Genomic DNA, 13,841 nt, shown 5'->3' with positions numbered 1-13,841 from the left:
ATTCCGCGTCGGCGGACCTATCGTGCTAGGGTCCGCCAATGCCCGCCCTTCGATCCTTGGCCCTGCCGATCGCGGCGGCCGCGTCGATGCTCGCGCTGAACGCATGCTCTGAGCGGCCCACCAACTTCCCCGATCGCGACGGTGTCATCGCCGCTCAGGCCGAGTGGTGCGCCGCGCTCGCCAAGCTCCAGCGCGCCGGCGCCTCCTGGGAGCACCTCAACGCGTGCAAGGCCGCCTACCCGACCTCGTCGCCCACGTACCTCCGCGCGATGACGAGCTGCTTCTCGCGCCGCATGGAGGCCGCCGCCGAGAGCTCGCCGGACCGGAGCCAGATCATCCTGGAGTGCAACGACGAGGTGGCCGTCAAGCTCAACCCGGACGAGCCCACGGCGGCGCCGGTCATCGAGTCCCGCTGCGCGCGCATGGCCCGCTGCGAGAGGGTGCCCGTCCCCGCGTGCAAGAGCGCGTTCAGCAAGCTCGAGGCGGCCCAGCGCGCGATGTTCACCACCATCTACAACGCCGCCGGCCGCTACGAGATCATCGACTGCCTCGAGAACGCGAGCTGCACCGACAACGAGGAGGCGGGCCGCCAGGCCTGTTACAAGCCCACCTCCGACGCGCTGCTCTGGTTCCCCGACTGAGCCCCGCGCGCTGGCGGTCGTCGCCTCGTCCACGCTGGCGGTGATCTTCTCGTCCACGCCGCCGGTCCTCTTCGTCCGCGCCGCGGCCCCCTCCTCCGCGCCTCGTTGCCGCGAGATCCCTGGTAGCGTGCCGCGTATGCGAACCGCCCGATCTCGAACCGGTCCCCTGTCTCAGCTCGGCGCGCGGCGTCAGCGCGCCGAGCGTCCTCACGCCCTCCCCGGCGCGACCCAGCCCGGAGCAGCGCGCCGCCTTTTCCTCGCGCGCGTCGTCGCCATCGCGCTCGCGCTGATCGGGGCGTGGCTGCCCGCGAGCGCCGCTCACGCGGCGGGCACTGTCACCATCGTCGACCGCTCGCCCAAGGAGGACAACGGCCGATGGAAGCTCAAGATGACGATCAACTACGGAGGGACCCCGCACCTCGGGCACATCCCGATGCTGTTCTCGTTCACGCCGACGGTGCACTACGAGCGAGCGCTCACCGACAAGTCGCCCGATACCCCGGTCCTTGTCCGCATCCCGCTCCAGAACCAGCAGTCGATCAACGAGAGCATGGACGTCGGCTTCTCCGACGGCAGCGGCAAGATCTTCGCGATCACGAAGTTCGACTTCATCCTCCGGCGCGATCGGCTCTTCGAGGCCGGCGAGTACGAGCTCGTGATCAAGCGCGCGAGCGACGGCGTGCAGATGGGGCAGAAGCAGAAGATCACCCTGCAGGGCGACAACCCCATCATGGATCGCCGCGCGATCGTCTTCAGCGGCGAGAAGAAAAAGAAGGACGGCAAGACGGACAAGGCCGAGGCCGAGAAGAGCGACGAGCCCGCCAAGGGAGAGGCGCCCGAGGGCGAGCCCGCGGAGGACGCCGCCGAGGCGGAGGCGCCCGTCGACGACGCGCCGCCGGCCGAGGCGCCGCCGCCGGTGGAGCCCAAGCAGGGCGGCTGCGGCTGCCGGCTCTCGCCCGACGAGGCCGCGACGCCCTTCGCCCTGCCGCTCGTCGCCCTCGGCGCGGCCGCCGCGCTCGCGCGAAGGCGCGGCGAGCGCCGCGCGCGCCGCGCCTGACAGCGCCCGCGCCGCGAGCGCCCGGGATCGAGCGAGGCGGCCTCTGTGCTGGACGTTGCGCGCGCGGTCTCGACCGGCCGCGCCTGCAGCAGCACATCGTGATCGCGCTTGCAGGGACCACCCGAGCCCGCAGACAATCCCGGGCCGACGTCCGCTGTCCGCGACTCCCTCGCGGGCCCGCCGTCCCCAATCCAATCGATGAGCTCCCTAGTCCCTGCCCACCAGCACCCCCTGCTGTACGCGATCTTCGTGCGTGTCTGGCTCCACGAGCTCTCGCGGGCCGCCAAGGCCAGGGTGACGCTCGCCAGCGTGCCCGACGCGGCGCTCGACCGGCTCGCCGCGCTCGGGGTCGACTACGTGCACCTGATGGGCGTCTGGACGCTCGGCGAGGAGGGCCCGCGCCGCTCGCTCACGGATCCCGACCTGCGCGCCGAGTACGACCGCGTGCTGCCGGACTGGACCGAGGCCGACGTGGCTGGCTCCCCGTTCGCGGTCGCGCGCTACGAGGTGAACCCCGCGTTCGGCGGCGACGCCGGCCTCGCGGATCTGCGCCGGCGCCTCGCGGCGCGGGGCATCGGGGTCATCCTCGACTTCGTGCCCAACCACGTCGCGCGCGATCACCACTGGGTGAAGGAGAAGCCCGAGCTCTTCATCGCCGGCGACGACGGCGCCCCGCTCAGCGGGCGCGACCCCTACATCCCGCCGTGGCCCGACACGGCCCAGCTCGATTACCGCCTCGCGGCGACGCGCGCCGCGTCCGTCGAGGCGCTCCGCAGCGTCGCGTCGCGGTGCGACGGTGTCCGCTGCGACATGGCGATGCTGGTGCTCGACGACGTCTTCCGGCGCACGTGGTCCAAGCGCCCGCCGGCCGAGCGAAAGGCCGAGGCCACCGGCGAGTTCTGGGCCGAGGCCATCGACGCTGTCCGCCGTGACCACCCGAGCTTCGTCTTCATCGCCGAGGCCTTCTGGGACCTCGAGTGGCGCCTGCAGATGCTCGGGTTCGACTACACCTTCGACAAGAGTCTTTACGATCGGCTGAGCCACGCCTCCGCGTCGTCGGTCCGCGGCCACCTCGCGGCGACGCCCGATTACCAGCGGCGGAGCGTCCGCTTCATCGAGCACCACGACGAGCCGCGCATCGCCGCCGTGCTCCCCCCGGATCGGCGCCGGGCCGCCGAGTTCATCGCGGCGACGGTGCCCGGGATGCGGTTCATCCACCACGGCCAGCTCGAGGGGCGGACGGTGCGCGCCTCATTGCACCTCGCCCGCGCCCCCGAGGAGCCGGTCGATCAGGCCTGCCTCGCCTTCCACGAGCGGCTGCTCGCGGCCGTGCGCCGCCCCATCCTGCGCACCGGGAGCTTCGCCACGCTCACCGCGCGCGGGCCGGGCGCCGACGCGTTCGTCGCCTACCGGTGGGAGCCGCTCCCGGCCTGCGGCGCGCCCCGGAGCGCGGCGCCCCTCGTGGCGGTGATCAACTTCGCCCCGTCGCGCAGCGGGTGCCGCATCCCGCTCGACATCGCCGGCATCGCCGGCCGCAAGGTCCTGCTCGCCGACCTCATGACCGGCAACGAGCACCCGCGCGACGGCGACGAGCTCGTCGATCTGTCGCGCGGCCTCGGCGTCGAGCTCCCCGCGTACGGCATCCACCTCTTCGAGATCCGGCGCTGATACGCGTCGCGCCCTGGTCGTCCAGGGCCCTTGGAGATGCTGATGTCTGATCCTGGCGCGGACGCGCCCCTCCGCCTCATCACCATTCCCTGGAGCCACTTCTGCGAGAAGGCGCGGTGGGCGCTCGATCGCGCCGGCGCGCGGTACCGGGAGGACGCTTACCTCCCGCTCGCCCACGCGCTCCCTTCACTGAGGGCCGGCGGGCGCCGCTCCGTCCCGGTGCTCGTCTCGCCGGCGGGCGTGCTCGCCGACTCGACCGACATCCTGCGCTACGCCGACACGCTCGTGCCGCCGGAGCGCGCGCTCTTCTTCCAAGGTTCCCGCGAGCCCGACGCGGGCCGCGCCGAGGTCGAGGCGCTCGAGGAGCGCTTCGACGCCGACCTCGGCCCCGCGACCCGCCGCGTCGCGTACTTTCACCTCCTGCCCGACGAGGAGGGCGCGTTCGCCTTGATGGGCGGGTCGTTCCGCGGGCTCGAAGGCCCCGGCGCGGCGCCGCCCTGGTGGTTCGGGCGTGGCATCTTCCGCGCTTACTACCCGGTCGCGCGAGCGGTCATGAAGCGCGTCATGCGCATCGACCCCGCCGCCGCCGAGCGCTCGCGAGGCAAGATCCGCGCGGTCTTCGACGCGGTGAACGAACGCCTGCGCGATGGGCGCCCGTTCCTCGTCGGCGACCGCTTTTCGGCCGCCGATCTCACGTTCGCCGCGCTCGCCGCGCCGCTGCTCGTGCCCGAGCACCACCCGTCGCCGCTCCCGCCGCCCTCCGAGCTGCCGTCCGAGCTCCGCGCGCTCGTCGAAGGGCTCCGCGCCGAGCCGGCCGGCGCGTTCGCCTTGCGCATGTACCGCGAGCAGCGGCGCGCGAGGCCCGGGCGAAGCGCCGGCGGGTGACGCTCGACGCTGCCCGGCCGCGGGCCGGCGCCGGCGTCGGCCGGCGCGCTCACGCGAGCGGCGCGCTCACGCGAGCGCCGGCACGCCCGCGATGAGATCCCGCGCCGCAGGCCCTGCCTTCAGCGGGTCGCGGTGCGCGCCGAAGTGCCGCGCGTGATCCCGGACCGCGCCGATCGCCGCCTCGGGGGCGAGGCCGTGCCGGGCGCGCAGCCACGCTGCGAGCACGACGCCCGCGCGGCCCGCGCCGGACGCGCAGTGCACGACGGCGGGCGCGCCGCTGGACTCGGCGCGCCTGAGCGCGTCGAGCGCGCGCTCCAGCGCGTCGGGCGAGGGGAGCGCGCCTCCGTCGAGCGGCACGTGCGTCACCCGGAGGAACTCGCGCTGGTAGCGGCCGAGGAGCGGGATCCGGTGGAGCGCCAGCTCTCCCTCGTCGAGCAGGCAGAGCACCTCGCGGATCCCGTGCCGCGCCATGAAGGCGAGCCACGCCTCGACGGGCGCGTCGCTCGGATCCGGGTGCGCTGCCGAGCTCGGCGGGGCGACAACGGACGAGCGGATCCCGGAAGCCGACCAGTTCGCCATCCCGAAGCCGGGCCGCTCCGCGCCGTGGACGATCCGGTCGAGCGGCGACGCGGGCGCGAAGTTGAAGGGGGCCGGCGTCGCCTGCTCGTGCGCGCTCCGGTAGAACAGCTCGAACTCCGCGACCGACGCCTCGAGCTCGGGGTCGTCGATGGAGCCTGGCCGCACGCGCCGCACCTCGGCGATGGCCTCGGCCGCCGACCTGCCCAGCGACACGAGGCGGCACGCCAGCACGACCCCGGTGCGCCCGACGCCGCCCTCCCCGTGAACGGCGATCGGCCGCGGCGCCCGGCCGAGGAACGCCACGGCGCGGAGCAGGTCCACGCCCGGGATGCGCGTGAAGTCGGCGAGCGGGCAATGCAGGTGGATGAGCGGGCCCACCGCCGCAGGCGGTGGCGCCCGACGCGAGAGCGACACCAGGCTGCGGAAGCCGAGCTCCGCGAGCTCCTCGACCGCCTGGGGCGCGTGGGGATAGGCCATGCCGGCGAGCTCGCCGGGGATCACGAACGAGAAATTTTCAAGCTCACTCATGGCCGTCGCTCAGTGCACAGGAGGTCGTGGCGCAGGAGGTCGTGGCTCGCGCCTCGGGGTGGGGCATCCGTCTGCACCTCACCTCGAGGTCGCAGCTCGTCGCAGCGCTTCGCCGCCTCGCGCTGCGAGGCGACCGGGAGCGGCTGCTCCGGGCCGTCGGGCGGCGGTCGCTCGCCCGTCCTGCGGGCGAGCGGGGCGCCGGGCGGGCGGCGGCGGCGAGGCCGAGGACCGCCGAGAGCGTGGGCCTGGGCGCAAGGGCATTCCTCATGGTGGGTGAGCATTGTAACGGCAGTTCACCGCCGCATGGCAGCCGTCACAGCGGGGCGGTTCGTCCAGGTCGCGCCGACCCGCGCGAATCGCGGACGGTACGGGTGAATCGCGGACGGTGCGGGTGACTCGCGGGGGGCGCGGCTGAATCCGGAGGGGCGACGCGGCGGGGGCCGCGCCCCGACGATCGCACGTCGCTCCTGGTTCCCTCGGCACGGTCCGGCGTGTATGAAGGGCCCGTGGTCCGCTTTGCCCTCGCCCGGACGGCCATCGCGCGTCCGCTGATGCTCGTCGCGCTCGGGCTGGGCGCGGCGTGCAGCGGCGCCGCTCCGCCGGCGACGGCGCCAGCGCCGCCGCGCCAGGGGGAGGAGGCGCCGGCGCCCGCGGCGGCCCGGCCGGAGGCCGCCCCCCCGCAGGCGGCGCCGCCCAGCCCGGCCGAGGCGCAGGCCTTCGTGGCCGCCGTCGACCGGGAGCTGCGCAGGCTGCGGATCCAGTCCGCGCGCGCGTCCTGGGTCAACCAGACCTACCTCACGGACGACACCGACGCGCTCGCCGCCTCCGCCGAGGAGGCGAGCATGGAGTACCTGAACCGCACGATGAAGGCGGCGGCGCGCTTCGACGGGCTCGCGTTGCCCGCGGACGTCGCCCGCCAGCTTTCGCTCCTCAAGATCTCGACCTCCCTTCCGGCCCCGAGCGACCCGGCGGAGCGCGCCGAGCTCGCCGCGCTCTCGGTCGAGATGACGAGCCTGTACGGCAAGGGCAAGCACTGCCCGAAGGCCAGGCCAGGGCGGGCGACGACCGCGGCCCGTGGCGCCGCGGGCGCCGGGGCCGAGCCGAAGTGCCTCGCGCTCGACGAGCTCGAAAACCTCCTGAAGACCAGCCGCGACTGGGACGAGCTGCTCGATGCATGGGCGGGCTGGCACGCGATCGCCCCGCCGCTCCGGCCGAAGTTCGAGCGTTACGTCGCCCTCGGCAACAAGGGGGCGGCGGAGCTCGGCCTCCCGGACGTCGGCGCGCTCTGGCGCGCCGGATACGACATGTCCCCCGAGGCGTTCGAGGCCGAGACCGAGCGGCTCTGGGGCAAGCTGAAGCCGCTCTACGACGAGCTGCACTGCTATGTGCGCGCGAGGCTGCGCGCGATCCACGGCAAGGACAGGATCGGCGAGAAGGCCCCGATCCCGGCGCACGTCCTCGGCAACATGTGGGCGCAGGAGTGGTCGAACGTGTACGCGCTCATGGAGCCGTACAAGGGCCAGCCCTCGCTCGACGTGACGCGGAAGATCAAGGCGAAGAAGCTCGACGGGAAGCAGATGGTCGCGCTCGGCGAGCGGTTCTTCACCTCGCTCGGGTTCGACCCGCTGCCGGCGACCTTCTGGGAGCGATCGCTGCTCAAGAAGCCGGCCGACCGCGAGGTCGTCTGCCACGCGAACGCCTGGGACGTGGGCGACCGGGGCGATCTCCGCCTCAAGATGTGCATCGAGCCGAGCGAGGAGGATCTCATCACGATCCACCACGAGCTCGGGCACGTCTATTACTTCCACCAGTACTACAAGCTCCCGATCCTGTTCCAGTCGGGCGCCAACGAAGGCTTCCACGAGGGGATCGGGGACACGCTGGCCCTCTCCGTGACGCCGAGCTACCTGAGGTCGCTGGGGCTGCTCGACAGGGTGTCCGAGGACGAGAAGGGGGTCATCAACTTCCTCTTCAAGAAGGCGCTCGACAAGATCGCGTTCCTCCCGTTCGGCAAGCTCATCGACCAGTGGCGGTGGGATGTCTTCTCGGGCAGGACGAAGCCGGCCGACTACAACGCGGCGTGGTGGGCGCTGCGGCTGAAGTACCAGGGCGTCGCGCCGCCGGTGCAGCGCAGCGAGGCCGATTTCGACCCGGGGGCGAAGTTCCACGTCGCGGCGGGCGTCCCGTACATGCGTTACTTCCTGGCGCACGTCTACCAGTTCCAGTTCCACCGCGCGCTGTGCAAGGCGGCCGGGCACACGGGGCCGCTCCACGCGTGCTCGATCCACGGCAGCGCGGCCGCGGGCGAGAAGCTGCGCGCCATGCTCTCGCTCGGCGCGAGCCGCCCGTGGCAGGAGGCGATGCAGGCGGTGACGGGGGAGACCGCGGCCGATCCGGGCGCCATGCTGGAGTACTTCGAGCCGCTCCGGAGGTGGCTCAAGGAGCAGAACAAGCGTGAAGTATGTGGGTGGTAATTGAGCGTGGGTGAGCGTAGGTGAGCTGTGCGCGTCTTCGTCGCTGTTGATCCGGGAGCCGAGCTCCTCGCCAAGATCGGAGATCTCCTGCGGGAGATCTCGCCGCGGGCTCCGTCCGCCAAGTGGGTGGAGCCTGCTGGGCTGCATATCACGCTCGCCTTCATGGGCGAGATCGGAGAGGAGCGCCTGCCGCTCGTCATCGCTGCTGCCGGGAGCGTCGCCGCGTTCCACAGGCCGCTCACGTTGCGCATCGAGAAGGGCGGCGCGTTCGGAACGCGGCGTCGCCCGCGCGCGCTCTGGCTCGGCGTGGGCGGCGCTGTCGGCGCCCTCACCGCGATCCACCGCGACCTGGAGCAGACGCTCTCGATGTCGACGGGCTACGTCCCCGAGGACCGGCCGTTCGAGCCGCACCTCACCCTTGCCCGCTCGCGCGATCCGCGCGGCGATCCGGCGCTCGACGCCTGCGCTCAGGCGGTCGGCAGCGTCGACTTCGGCGAGACGCGGGTCGAGGAGATCATCGTCTACCAGAGCGAGCTGACCCCGAAGGGGGCGCGCTACACGGCGCTCGCGCGCGTGCCGCTCGAGGGGATCGGCACCCCCGAGCAGGCGCGCTGAGCGTCGTCCTCCGTGGAGGCGCCGCGCTCCGTCCTTCGACAGGACGGCGTCTCGCTCGGGCGCCTCAGCGCTTGCGCGGCCCGGCCGGAGGGATGAGCCCGAGGCGCACCGCCTCCTTGTAGGCGAACGATCGACTCAGCCCGAGCAGCCGTCCGGCCGTCGCCGCGTTGCCGCCTGCTGCCCGGAACGCTCGGGCGAACGCCTCGCGGCGGGCCCTCTCGAGCGCCTCTGCCAGCGGCTCCACGGGCTGCCCCAGCGACGCGTCCGCGAGCCGCAGCCGCTCCCCGGGGAGCTCGATCCGCGGGGGGAGCGAGCGCTCCTGCGCGCCGCCGTCGATCGCGTCGAGATCCTCGCGCCGCACGACGAGCGCCCTGCCGGCCGCGCTCTTGCCCTCCGCGATCGTCCGGCGAAGCACGGCGCGCTCCACGGCGTTCTTCAGCTCGCGGACGTTGCCCGGCCACGCTCCCTGCGCGAGCGCGCCCAGCGCCGGCTCGGTGAAGTCCACCCGCCCCGCGCCGAGCTCGGCCGCGAGCTCGGCGGCGAAGCGCTCGCAGAGGGCGGGGATGTCCTCGCGCCGCTCGCGCAGGGGCGGCACGCAGATCGGGTAGACCCAGAGCCGATGGAACAGATCGGCGCGAAAGCGCCCCTCGGCGACCTCCCGCCGGAGATCGCGGTTCGTGGCCGCGACGACCCGCGCGTCGACGCGGCGCGCCCGGTCCTCGCCCACGGGCTGGATCTCCCCCTCCTGCAGCGCGCGCAGGAGCTGCGCCTGCGCCGAGAGCGGGAGCTCGCCTATCTCGTCGAGGAAGATCGTCCCGCCGTGCGCCGCCTCGAACCTGCCGGCGCGCGCGGCCGTGGCGCCTGTGAACGCGCCTCTCCTGTGGCCGAAGAGCTCCGATTCGACCAGCTGCGCGGGGATCGCCGCGCAGTTGACGATCACGAGCGCCCGGCGCGCCCGGGGCGATCGCTCGTGCAGCGCGCGGGCGACGAGCTCTTTCCCCACGCCCGTCTCGCCCGTGACGAGCACCGGCACCGACAGCGGGGCGAGCACCGCGATCTCGCGCTCGATCCGCTGCATCCCGGCCGAGCGGCTCGCCGGCGCGCTGCGGCTCGACGCCGGGCCGATCGCGCGGCGCGCCTCCGGGCCGGCATCGAGCAGCCCGGCGCCGGCCTCGAGCCGCAGCGCGCCGGCGCAGAGCCCCGCGAACACGCGCGCGTCCTCGTCGCGCAGGCCGCGGAGGCCGTGGGGATCGCAGGCGTCCAGCGTCAGCAGCCCGGCGAGGCGGCCCTGCACGTGCAGCGGCACGGCCATGCAGGCGTGGATCGGGTGGATCTCTCCGGGGTTACCGAGCAGCCAGCCGCTGTAGGGGTCGGGCTCGCTCGGATCGAGGAACCGGATCGGCCCGGCCGCCTGCGTCGCCCTGCGGAGGCGCGGGTGCTCCGCTGGCCGGAAGCTCATCCCCAGGGCGGCCGGCGACAGCCCGATCTGCGCGGCGACGCCGACCGAGCCGTCCTCCGCCGCCGTGAGCACCGAGAGCGCGTCCGCCGCCGTCACCCGCGCGAGCGCGCGGAGGATCCGCTGCAGCGCCTCGTCGCGGGCGGGCGCTTCGGACAGGCTGAGCACGGCGTCGAGCAGGGTCACGCGGGTTCCTCGAGGAGACGGAGGCGACGGAGGTTTCCTGTCGGAGACACCGGCAGGAAACAACGTGGGGTGCAGCGGAGCAAGGCGCGCGGCGGGGCGGCGCGCGGGTGGGCGCCGCCGGAGCGGCCGCCCTCGGCAGCGGGCCAGGTTTCCCGTGGGAAACCGCCGCCGGCTGCCGAGGTCGCGCCGATCCGGCGAGGATCGACGCGATCCCCGGAGAAACGCTCCTGGCACGGCCCGTGCGAACGCGTTCGGCCAGCGCGCGCCGACGGGCGAATCGACCGCCGACGACGGCTATCACGGGCACAGCGCCCGGCCTGGAGGTTTTCATGGGATTGAACGTTGGCTTGCTGCGGGAGAGCTTCGAGCTCGTGATCGAGAGGGCGCCCAACCTCACGCACCGTTTCTACGGGATCCTGTTCTCTCGGTATCCGCAGGTGAAGCCGCTCTTCGGGCGCAATAGCCAGGAGCAGCAAGAGAAGATGCTCACCGAGGCGCTCGCCGCGGTCATCGACCGGCTGGAGGACGCGTCGTGGCTCGAGGAGAAGCTCATGGCGATGGGGGCAAAGCACGTCGATTACGGCGTCACGGACGCGATGTACCCCTGGGTCGCCGACGCGTTGATCTCCGCGATGGCCGAGGTCGCGGCCGCGGACTGGTCCCCGGCGCACCAGCAGGCCTGGACCGACGCGCTCGGCGCGATCGCCTCGCTCATGCAGCGCGGTGCGAGGGAGTACGGCGCCGCGAGGCCCCACGCGCCGCCACCGGCGGCGCCCGCGGGCGGCTAGGGAGACGAGCGCCCTCGACCCTGTCGCCCGCGGAGCCCGCGCGTCGGCCGGCGGCGTCACTCTCCCATCGCCTTCACGACGACGCGCTTGCGCCGGCCGCCATCGAACTCCGCGTAGAAGATCTGCTGCCAGGGCCCGAGATCGAGCTTCCCCGCGGTGATGGGCACGATCACCTGGTGGTGCACGAGGATCGATTTGAGGTGGGCGTCGCCGTTGTCCTCGCCGGTCCTGTGGTGCTTGTAGTCGGGCCCCTCGGGGGCGAGCTGCTGGAGCCACGTCCAGATGTCTTCCCAGAGGCCCGGCTCGTGGTCGTTCACGAACACGCCGGCGGTGATGTGCATGGCGCTCACGAGGACCATGCCCTCCCGGATGCCGCTGGCGGTGACGACGGCCGCGACGCGCTCGGTGACGTTGATGAGCTCGCGCTTTGCCTTCGTCTCGAAGTAGAAATAGTCGGTCTTCGATTTCATGGCTTCTCCCCCGCGCGGGTCACGGAGCGTGACGGAGCGCGTGATCGACGATCGCGCCGCGGCCGCCTGCCGCCGCGGGCGCCCCCTCCTCGCGCCGCGCTCAGGGGTAGAGCCGCTCGACGCGCCAGCCGTCGCCGTGGCGGACGTAGACCACGCGGTCGTGCAGGCGGTTCTCCTGGCCGTACCAGAACTCGACGCGCTCCGGCACCACCCGGTAGCCGCCCCAGAACTCCGGCCGAGGCACCGGCCGGCCCTCGAAGCGGCGCTCGATCTCGCGCACCCGATCGAGGAGCGCCTCGCGCGAGGGCAGCGGCGCGCTCTGCCGGGACGCCCACGCGCCGATCTGGCTGCCCCGCCCGCGGGTCTCGAAGTAGGCGTCCGACTCCGCGTCGCTGACCCGCTCGATCCGCCCCTCGACGCGGATCTGCTCCGCGGCCTTCGCCCAGTGGATGCACAGCGCGGCGAACGGGTTCGCCGCGAGATCCATCGACTTGCGGCTCTCGTAGTTGGTGAAGAACACGAACCCGCGATCGTCGATGCCCTTCAGCAGCACCATCCGCGCCGAGGGGCGCCCGGACGCGTCCGCCGTGGCCAGCGTCATGGCGGTCGCGTCGGTCGGTTCGGTGGTTTGCCGCTGTTCGAGGAGCTCGCGCGCGATGACGAACGGATCGGTCGGCTCGGTGATCATGGTGAAACGGTGCTCATGGTGAAATTGCGTCATGCATATACAAGCAGAGCGCGCCGCTGGCGAACCCGCGATGCACGCGAGCAACGCGCGCGAGCTCGGGTGGCGGGGTGGCTGGGTGGCTATGGCGGCGCGGCGGCTTCCCTCGCCCCTCGCTGATTTCCGGGAAAGCTCGCGTTGTCGCGCACGCGCTGGTTTGATACTAGCGGAGGGGCGGAGCGAGGGCGTGCATGGTCGTACCGGTGAGCGTGGGGGACGTCCTCGCGGAGAAATACGAGGTCGAGCGCGTCCTCGGTGAAGGCGGGATGGGCGTGGTCGTCGCCGCCCGCCATCTCCTGCTGGGCGAGCGGGTGGCCATCAAGTTCCTGCGGCCCCAGGCCCGCGAGCGCGCGGACCTCGTCGCCCGCTTCCTGCGCGAGGGGCAGGTCGCGGCGCGCATCCGGAGCGAGCACGTGACGCGCGTGTACGACGTCGGCACGCTCGCGCGCGGCGAGCCTTACCTCGTCATGGAGTACCTCGAGGGGACCGACCTGAAGGCCGTCCTGCGCGATCGCGGGCCGCTCCCGGTCGCGCTCGCCTGCGACTACCTGCTCCAGGCGTGCGACGCGCTCGCGGAGGCGCACGCGCTCGGCATCATCCATCGGGATCTGAAGCCGGCCAACCTGTTCCTGACCCAGCGGGCCGACGGCAGCCCGCTCATCAAGGTCATCGACTTCGGCATCTCCAAGATGGCCCTCGTGGCGGAGGCGACCGCGCCCAAGGCGCACGACATGACCGAGAGCTCGACGATGCTGGGCTCGCCGTTCTACATGGCGCCCGAGCAGATGGTCTCCTCGAAGAGCGTCGACGCGCGGGCCGACGTCTGGTCCATGGGCGCCATGCTCTATCAGCTGCTCACGGGCGCCGTCCCCTTCGGGGGCGACTCCGCGATGGCCATCTACGACCGCATCCTCGAGGGACCGCCGCGGCTCGACGCGCAGCGGTCCGACGCGCCCGAGCGCCTCGGCTGGGTGGTCCAGCGCTGCCTCCAGAAGAGCCCTGCCGATCGCTTCGGCAACATCGCCGAGCTCGCCGCCGAGCTCGCTCGGTTCGCGCCGCCGCACGCGCAGCACCTGGCCGATCGCGCCGCGCGCGTGCTGCAGATCCGCCTCGACGCGAGCGCCGAGGCGGGCCGCGCGCCCGGGCCGCCCCGGCGCTCGAGCTCCACGTCGCCTGGGCCCGCCGGCGGGACGCCGTCGTCCAGCGACCCGGATGGGAAGGGCGTGGCGGCCGGCTCCGCGTGGGATGGCGCGCCCACGGCGCTCCTCTCGGACGGCGCGGCGACGGATCGCTCCTGGGGCGGCACGCGCGCCTCGTCGGGCCAGCGCGGCGGGGCGCGCACCCTGGGGATCGCGGCGGCCCTGGCGGCGGCGCTCGTGGGCGCCGCGGGGCTCGCGTGGCTCGTGTGGTTCGCGCTCCGCGTCCCCGCGTCGGGTGGGGCGCCGCTCGCCGCGTCGGCGCCCTCGGAGGCGCCGCTGGCGCCGGAGGCACCCTCGCGCGACGCGGCGGTGCCCGCGGCCGATCTGGCGGCGGGCAAGGCGGCCGAGCTCCTCGACGGCGGCCCTGCGCCGCCGCCCGAAGCGCCCGTGTCCGAGGTCGCGACCGCGCGGCCGGCCGCGAGCGGGTCTGCGGCGCCGCGGCCGCCGGCGTCGTCGAAGGGCGCGCGGCCGTCGGGGCGGACCCCGCCGTCGACCCGCCCCACATCGACCGCGCCGCAAGACTTCTTTTCCGATCCGCGATGACATCCCGTGAGCCCAGGAGAGGTGCCGT

The 13,841-nt window shown here is 73.4% G+C and carries 12 protein-coding genes; 8 read left to right on the top strand and 4 right to left on the bottom strand.

The window, feature by feature from the left end:
• Positions 1 to 38: 38 nt before the first annotated feature.
• From WMF46_RS27350 to WMF46_RS27335, 4 genes are all read left to right on the top strand, one after another.
• Positions 39 to 641 carry a hypothetical protein gene (locus WMF46_RS27350; RefSeq protein ID WP_437979881.1) on the top strand — a complete coding sequence of 201 codons (603 nt, stop codon included), beginning with the start codon at positions 39 to 41 and terminating at the stop codon, positions 639 to 641.
• A 136-nt stretch (positions 642 to 777) separates the two neighbouring features.
• Positions 778 to 1,698, top strand: coding sequence for an MYXO-CTERM sorting domain-containing protein (locus WMF46_RS27345; protein ID WP_437979880.1), 921 nt, complete (start codon positions 778 to 780; stop codon positions 1,696 to 1,698).
• A 198-nt stretch (positions 1,699 to 1,896) separates the two neighbouring features.
• Complete coding sequence (locus WMF46_RS27340; protein ID WP_437541611.1) at positions 1,897 to 3,366, top strand: alpha-amylase family glycosyl hydrolase; 1,470 nt, start codon at positions 1,897 to 1,899, stop codon at positions 3,364 to 3,366.
• Between the two features lie 42 nt (positions 3,367 to 3,408).
• The gene (locus WMF46_RS27335; RefSeq protein ID WP_437979879.1) at positions 3,409 to 4,251 is read left to right on the top strand and encodes a glutathione S-transferase family protein; all 843 of its coding nucleotides are present in this window, start codon (positions 3,409 to 3,411) and stop codon (positions 4,249 to 4,251) included.
• A gap of 66 nt (positions 4,252 to 4,317) precedes the next feature.
• Here the strand turns inward: WMF46_RS27335 and WMF46_RS27330 are convergent, their stop codons facing one another.
• Positions 4,318 to 5,358 carry a phosphatase domain-containing protein gene (locus tag WMF46_RS27330; protein WP_437979878.1) on the bottom strand — a complete coding sequence of 347 codons (1,041 nt, stop codon included), beginning with the start codon at positions 5,356 to 5,358 and terminating at the stop codon, positions 4,318 to 4,320.
• Between the two features lie 551 nt (positions 5,359 to 5,909).
• Between WMF46_RS27330 and WMF46_RS27325 the strand changes: the two genes are divergently transcribed.
• Both WMF46_RS27325 and thpR read left to right on the top strand, forming a co-directional pair.
• On the top strand, positions 5,910 to 7,832 hold the full coding sequence (locus WMF46_RS27325; RefSeq protein WP_437987942.1) for a M2 family metallopeptidase: 1,923 nt from the start codon (positions 5,910 to 5,912) through the stop codon (positions 7,830 to 7,832).
• A 27-nt stretch (positions 7,833 to 7,859) separates the two neighbouring features.
• Complete coding sequence (thpR, locus tag WMF46_RS27320) at positions 7,860 to 8,447, top strand: RNA 2',3'-cyclic phosphodiesterase (protein WP_437979877.1); 588 nt, start codon at positions 7,860 to 7,862, stop codon at positions 8,445 to 8,447.
• A gap of 64 nt (positions 8,448 to 8,511) precedes the next feature.
• Here the strand turns inward: thpR and norR are convergent, their stop codons facing one another.
• A complete protein-coding gene (norR, locus tag WMF46_RS27315; protein WP_437979876.1) occupies positions 8,512 to 10,089 on the bottom strand; it encodes a nitric oxide reductase transcriptional regulator NorR in 1,578 nt (525 codons plus the stop codon).
• A gap of 329 nt (positions 10,090 to 10,418) precedes the next feature.
• Here norR and WMF46_RS27310 point away from each other — a divergent pair, with 329 nt between their 5' ends.
• The gene (locus WMF46_RS27310) at positions 10,419 to 10,877 is read left to right on the top strand and encodes a globin domain-containing protein (RefSeq protein ID WP_437979875.1); all 459 of its coding nucleotides are present in this window, start codon (positions 10,419 to 10,421) and stop codon (positions 10,875 to 10,877) included.
• A 56-nt stretch (positions 10,878 to 10,933) separates the two neighbouring features.
• Here the strand turns inward: WMF46_RS27310 and WMF46_RS27305 are convergent, their stop codons facing one another.
• Complete coding sequence (locus WMF46_RS27305; protein WP_437972972.1) at positions 10,934 to 11,347, bottom strand: secondary thiamine-phosphate synthase enzyme YjbQ; 414 nt, start codon at positions 11,345 to 11,347, stop codon at positions 10,934 to 10,936.
• A gap of 100 nt (positions 11,348 to 11,447) precedes the next feature.
• A complete protein-coding gene (gene pdxH, locus WMF46_RS27300; protein WP_437902461.1) occupies positions 11,448 to 12,035 on the bottom strand; it encodes a pyridoxamine 5'-phosphate oxidase in 588 nt (195 codons plus the stop codon).
• A 227-nt stretch (positions 12,036 to 12,262) separates the two neighbouring features.
• Between pdxH and WMF46_RS27295 the strand changes: the two genes are divergently transcribed.
• On the top strand, positions 12,263 to 13,813 hold the full coding sequence (locus WMF46_RS27295; RefSeq protein WP_437979874.1) for a protein kinase domain-containing protein: 1,551 nt from the start codon (positions 12,263 to 12,265) through the stop codon (positions 13,811 to 13,813).
• The last annotated feature ends 28 nt before the right edge of the window (positions 13,814 to 13,841 follow it).

It is taken from the genome of Sorangium sp. So ce117 (assembly GCF_051524395.1).
Taxonomy (GTDB): domain Bacteria; phylum Myxococcota_A; class Polyangia; order Polyangiales; family Polyangiaceae; genus Sorangium; species Sorangium cellulosum_B.
The sequence above is the reverse complement of the archived record's forward strand: the minus strand, read 5'-3'. Positions and strand labels throughout refer to the sequence as shown.

Bases quoted from the DNA above. Each gene is read 5' to 3' on its own strand.
- WMF46_RS27350 (WP_437979881.1), top strand. From the start codon at position 39: ATGCCCGCCCTTCGATCCTTGGCCCTGCCGATCGCGGCGGCCGCGTCG.
- WMF46_RS27345 (WP_437979880.1), top strand. From the start codon at position 778: ATGCGAACCGCCCGATCTCGAACCGGTCCCCTGTCTCAGCTCGGCGCG.
- WMF46_RS27340 (WP_437541611.1), top strand. From the start codon at position 1,897: ATGAGCTCCCTAGTCCCTGCCCACCAGCACCCCCTGCTGTACGCGATC.
- WMF46_RS27335 (WP_437979879.1), top strand. From the start codon at position 3,409: ATGTCTGATCCTGGCGCGGACGCGCCCCTCCGCCTCATCACCATTCCC.
- WMF46_RS27330 (WP_437979878.1), bottom strand. From the start codon at position 5,358: ATGAGTGAGCTTGAAAATTTCTCGTTCGTGATCCCCGGCGAGCTCGCC.
- WMF46_RS27325 (WP_437987942.1), top strand. From the start codon at position 5,910: ATGCTCGTCGCGCTCGGGCTGGGCGCGGCGTGCAGCGGCGCCGCTCCG.
- WMF46_RS27310 (WP_437979875.1), top strand. From the start codon at position 10,419: ATGGGATTGAACGTTGGCTTGCTGCGGGAGAGCTTCGAGCTCGTGATC.
- WMF46_RS27305 (WP_437972972.1), bottom strand. From the start codon at position 11,347: ATGAAATCGAAGACCGACTATTTCTACTTCGAGACGAAGGCAAAGCGC.
- pdxH (WP_437902461.1), bottom strand. From the start codon at position 12,035: ATGATCACCGAGCCGACCGATCCGTTCGTCATCGCGCGCGAGCTCCTC.
- WMF46_RS27295 (WP_437979874.1), top strand. From the start codon at position 12,263: ATGGTCGTACCGGTGAGCGTGGGGGACGTCCTCGCGGAGAAATACGAG.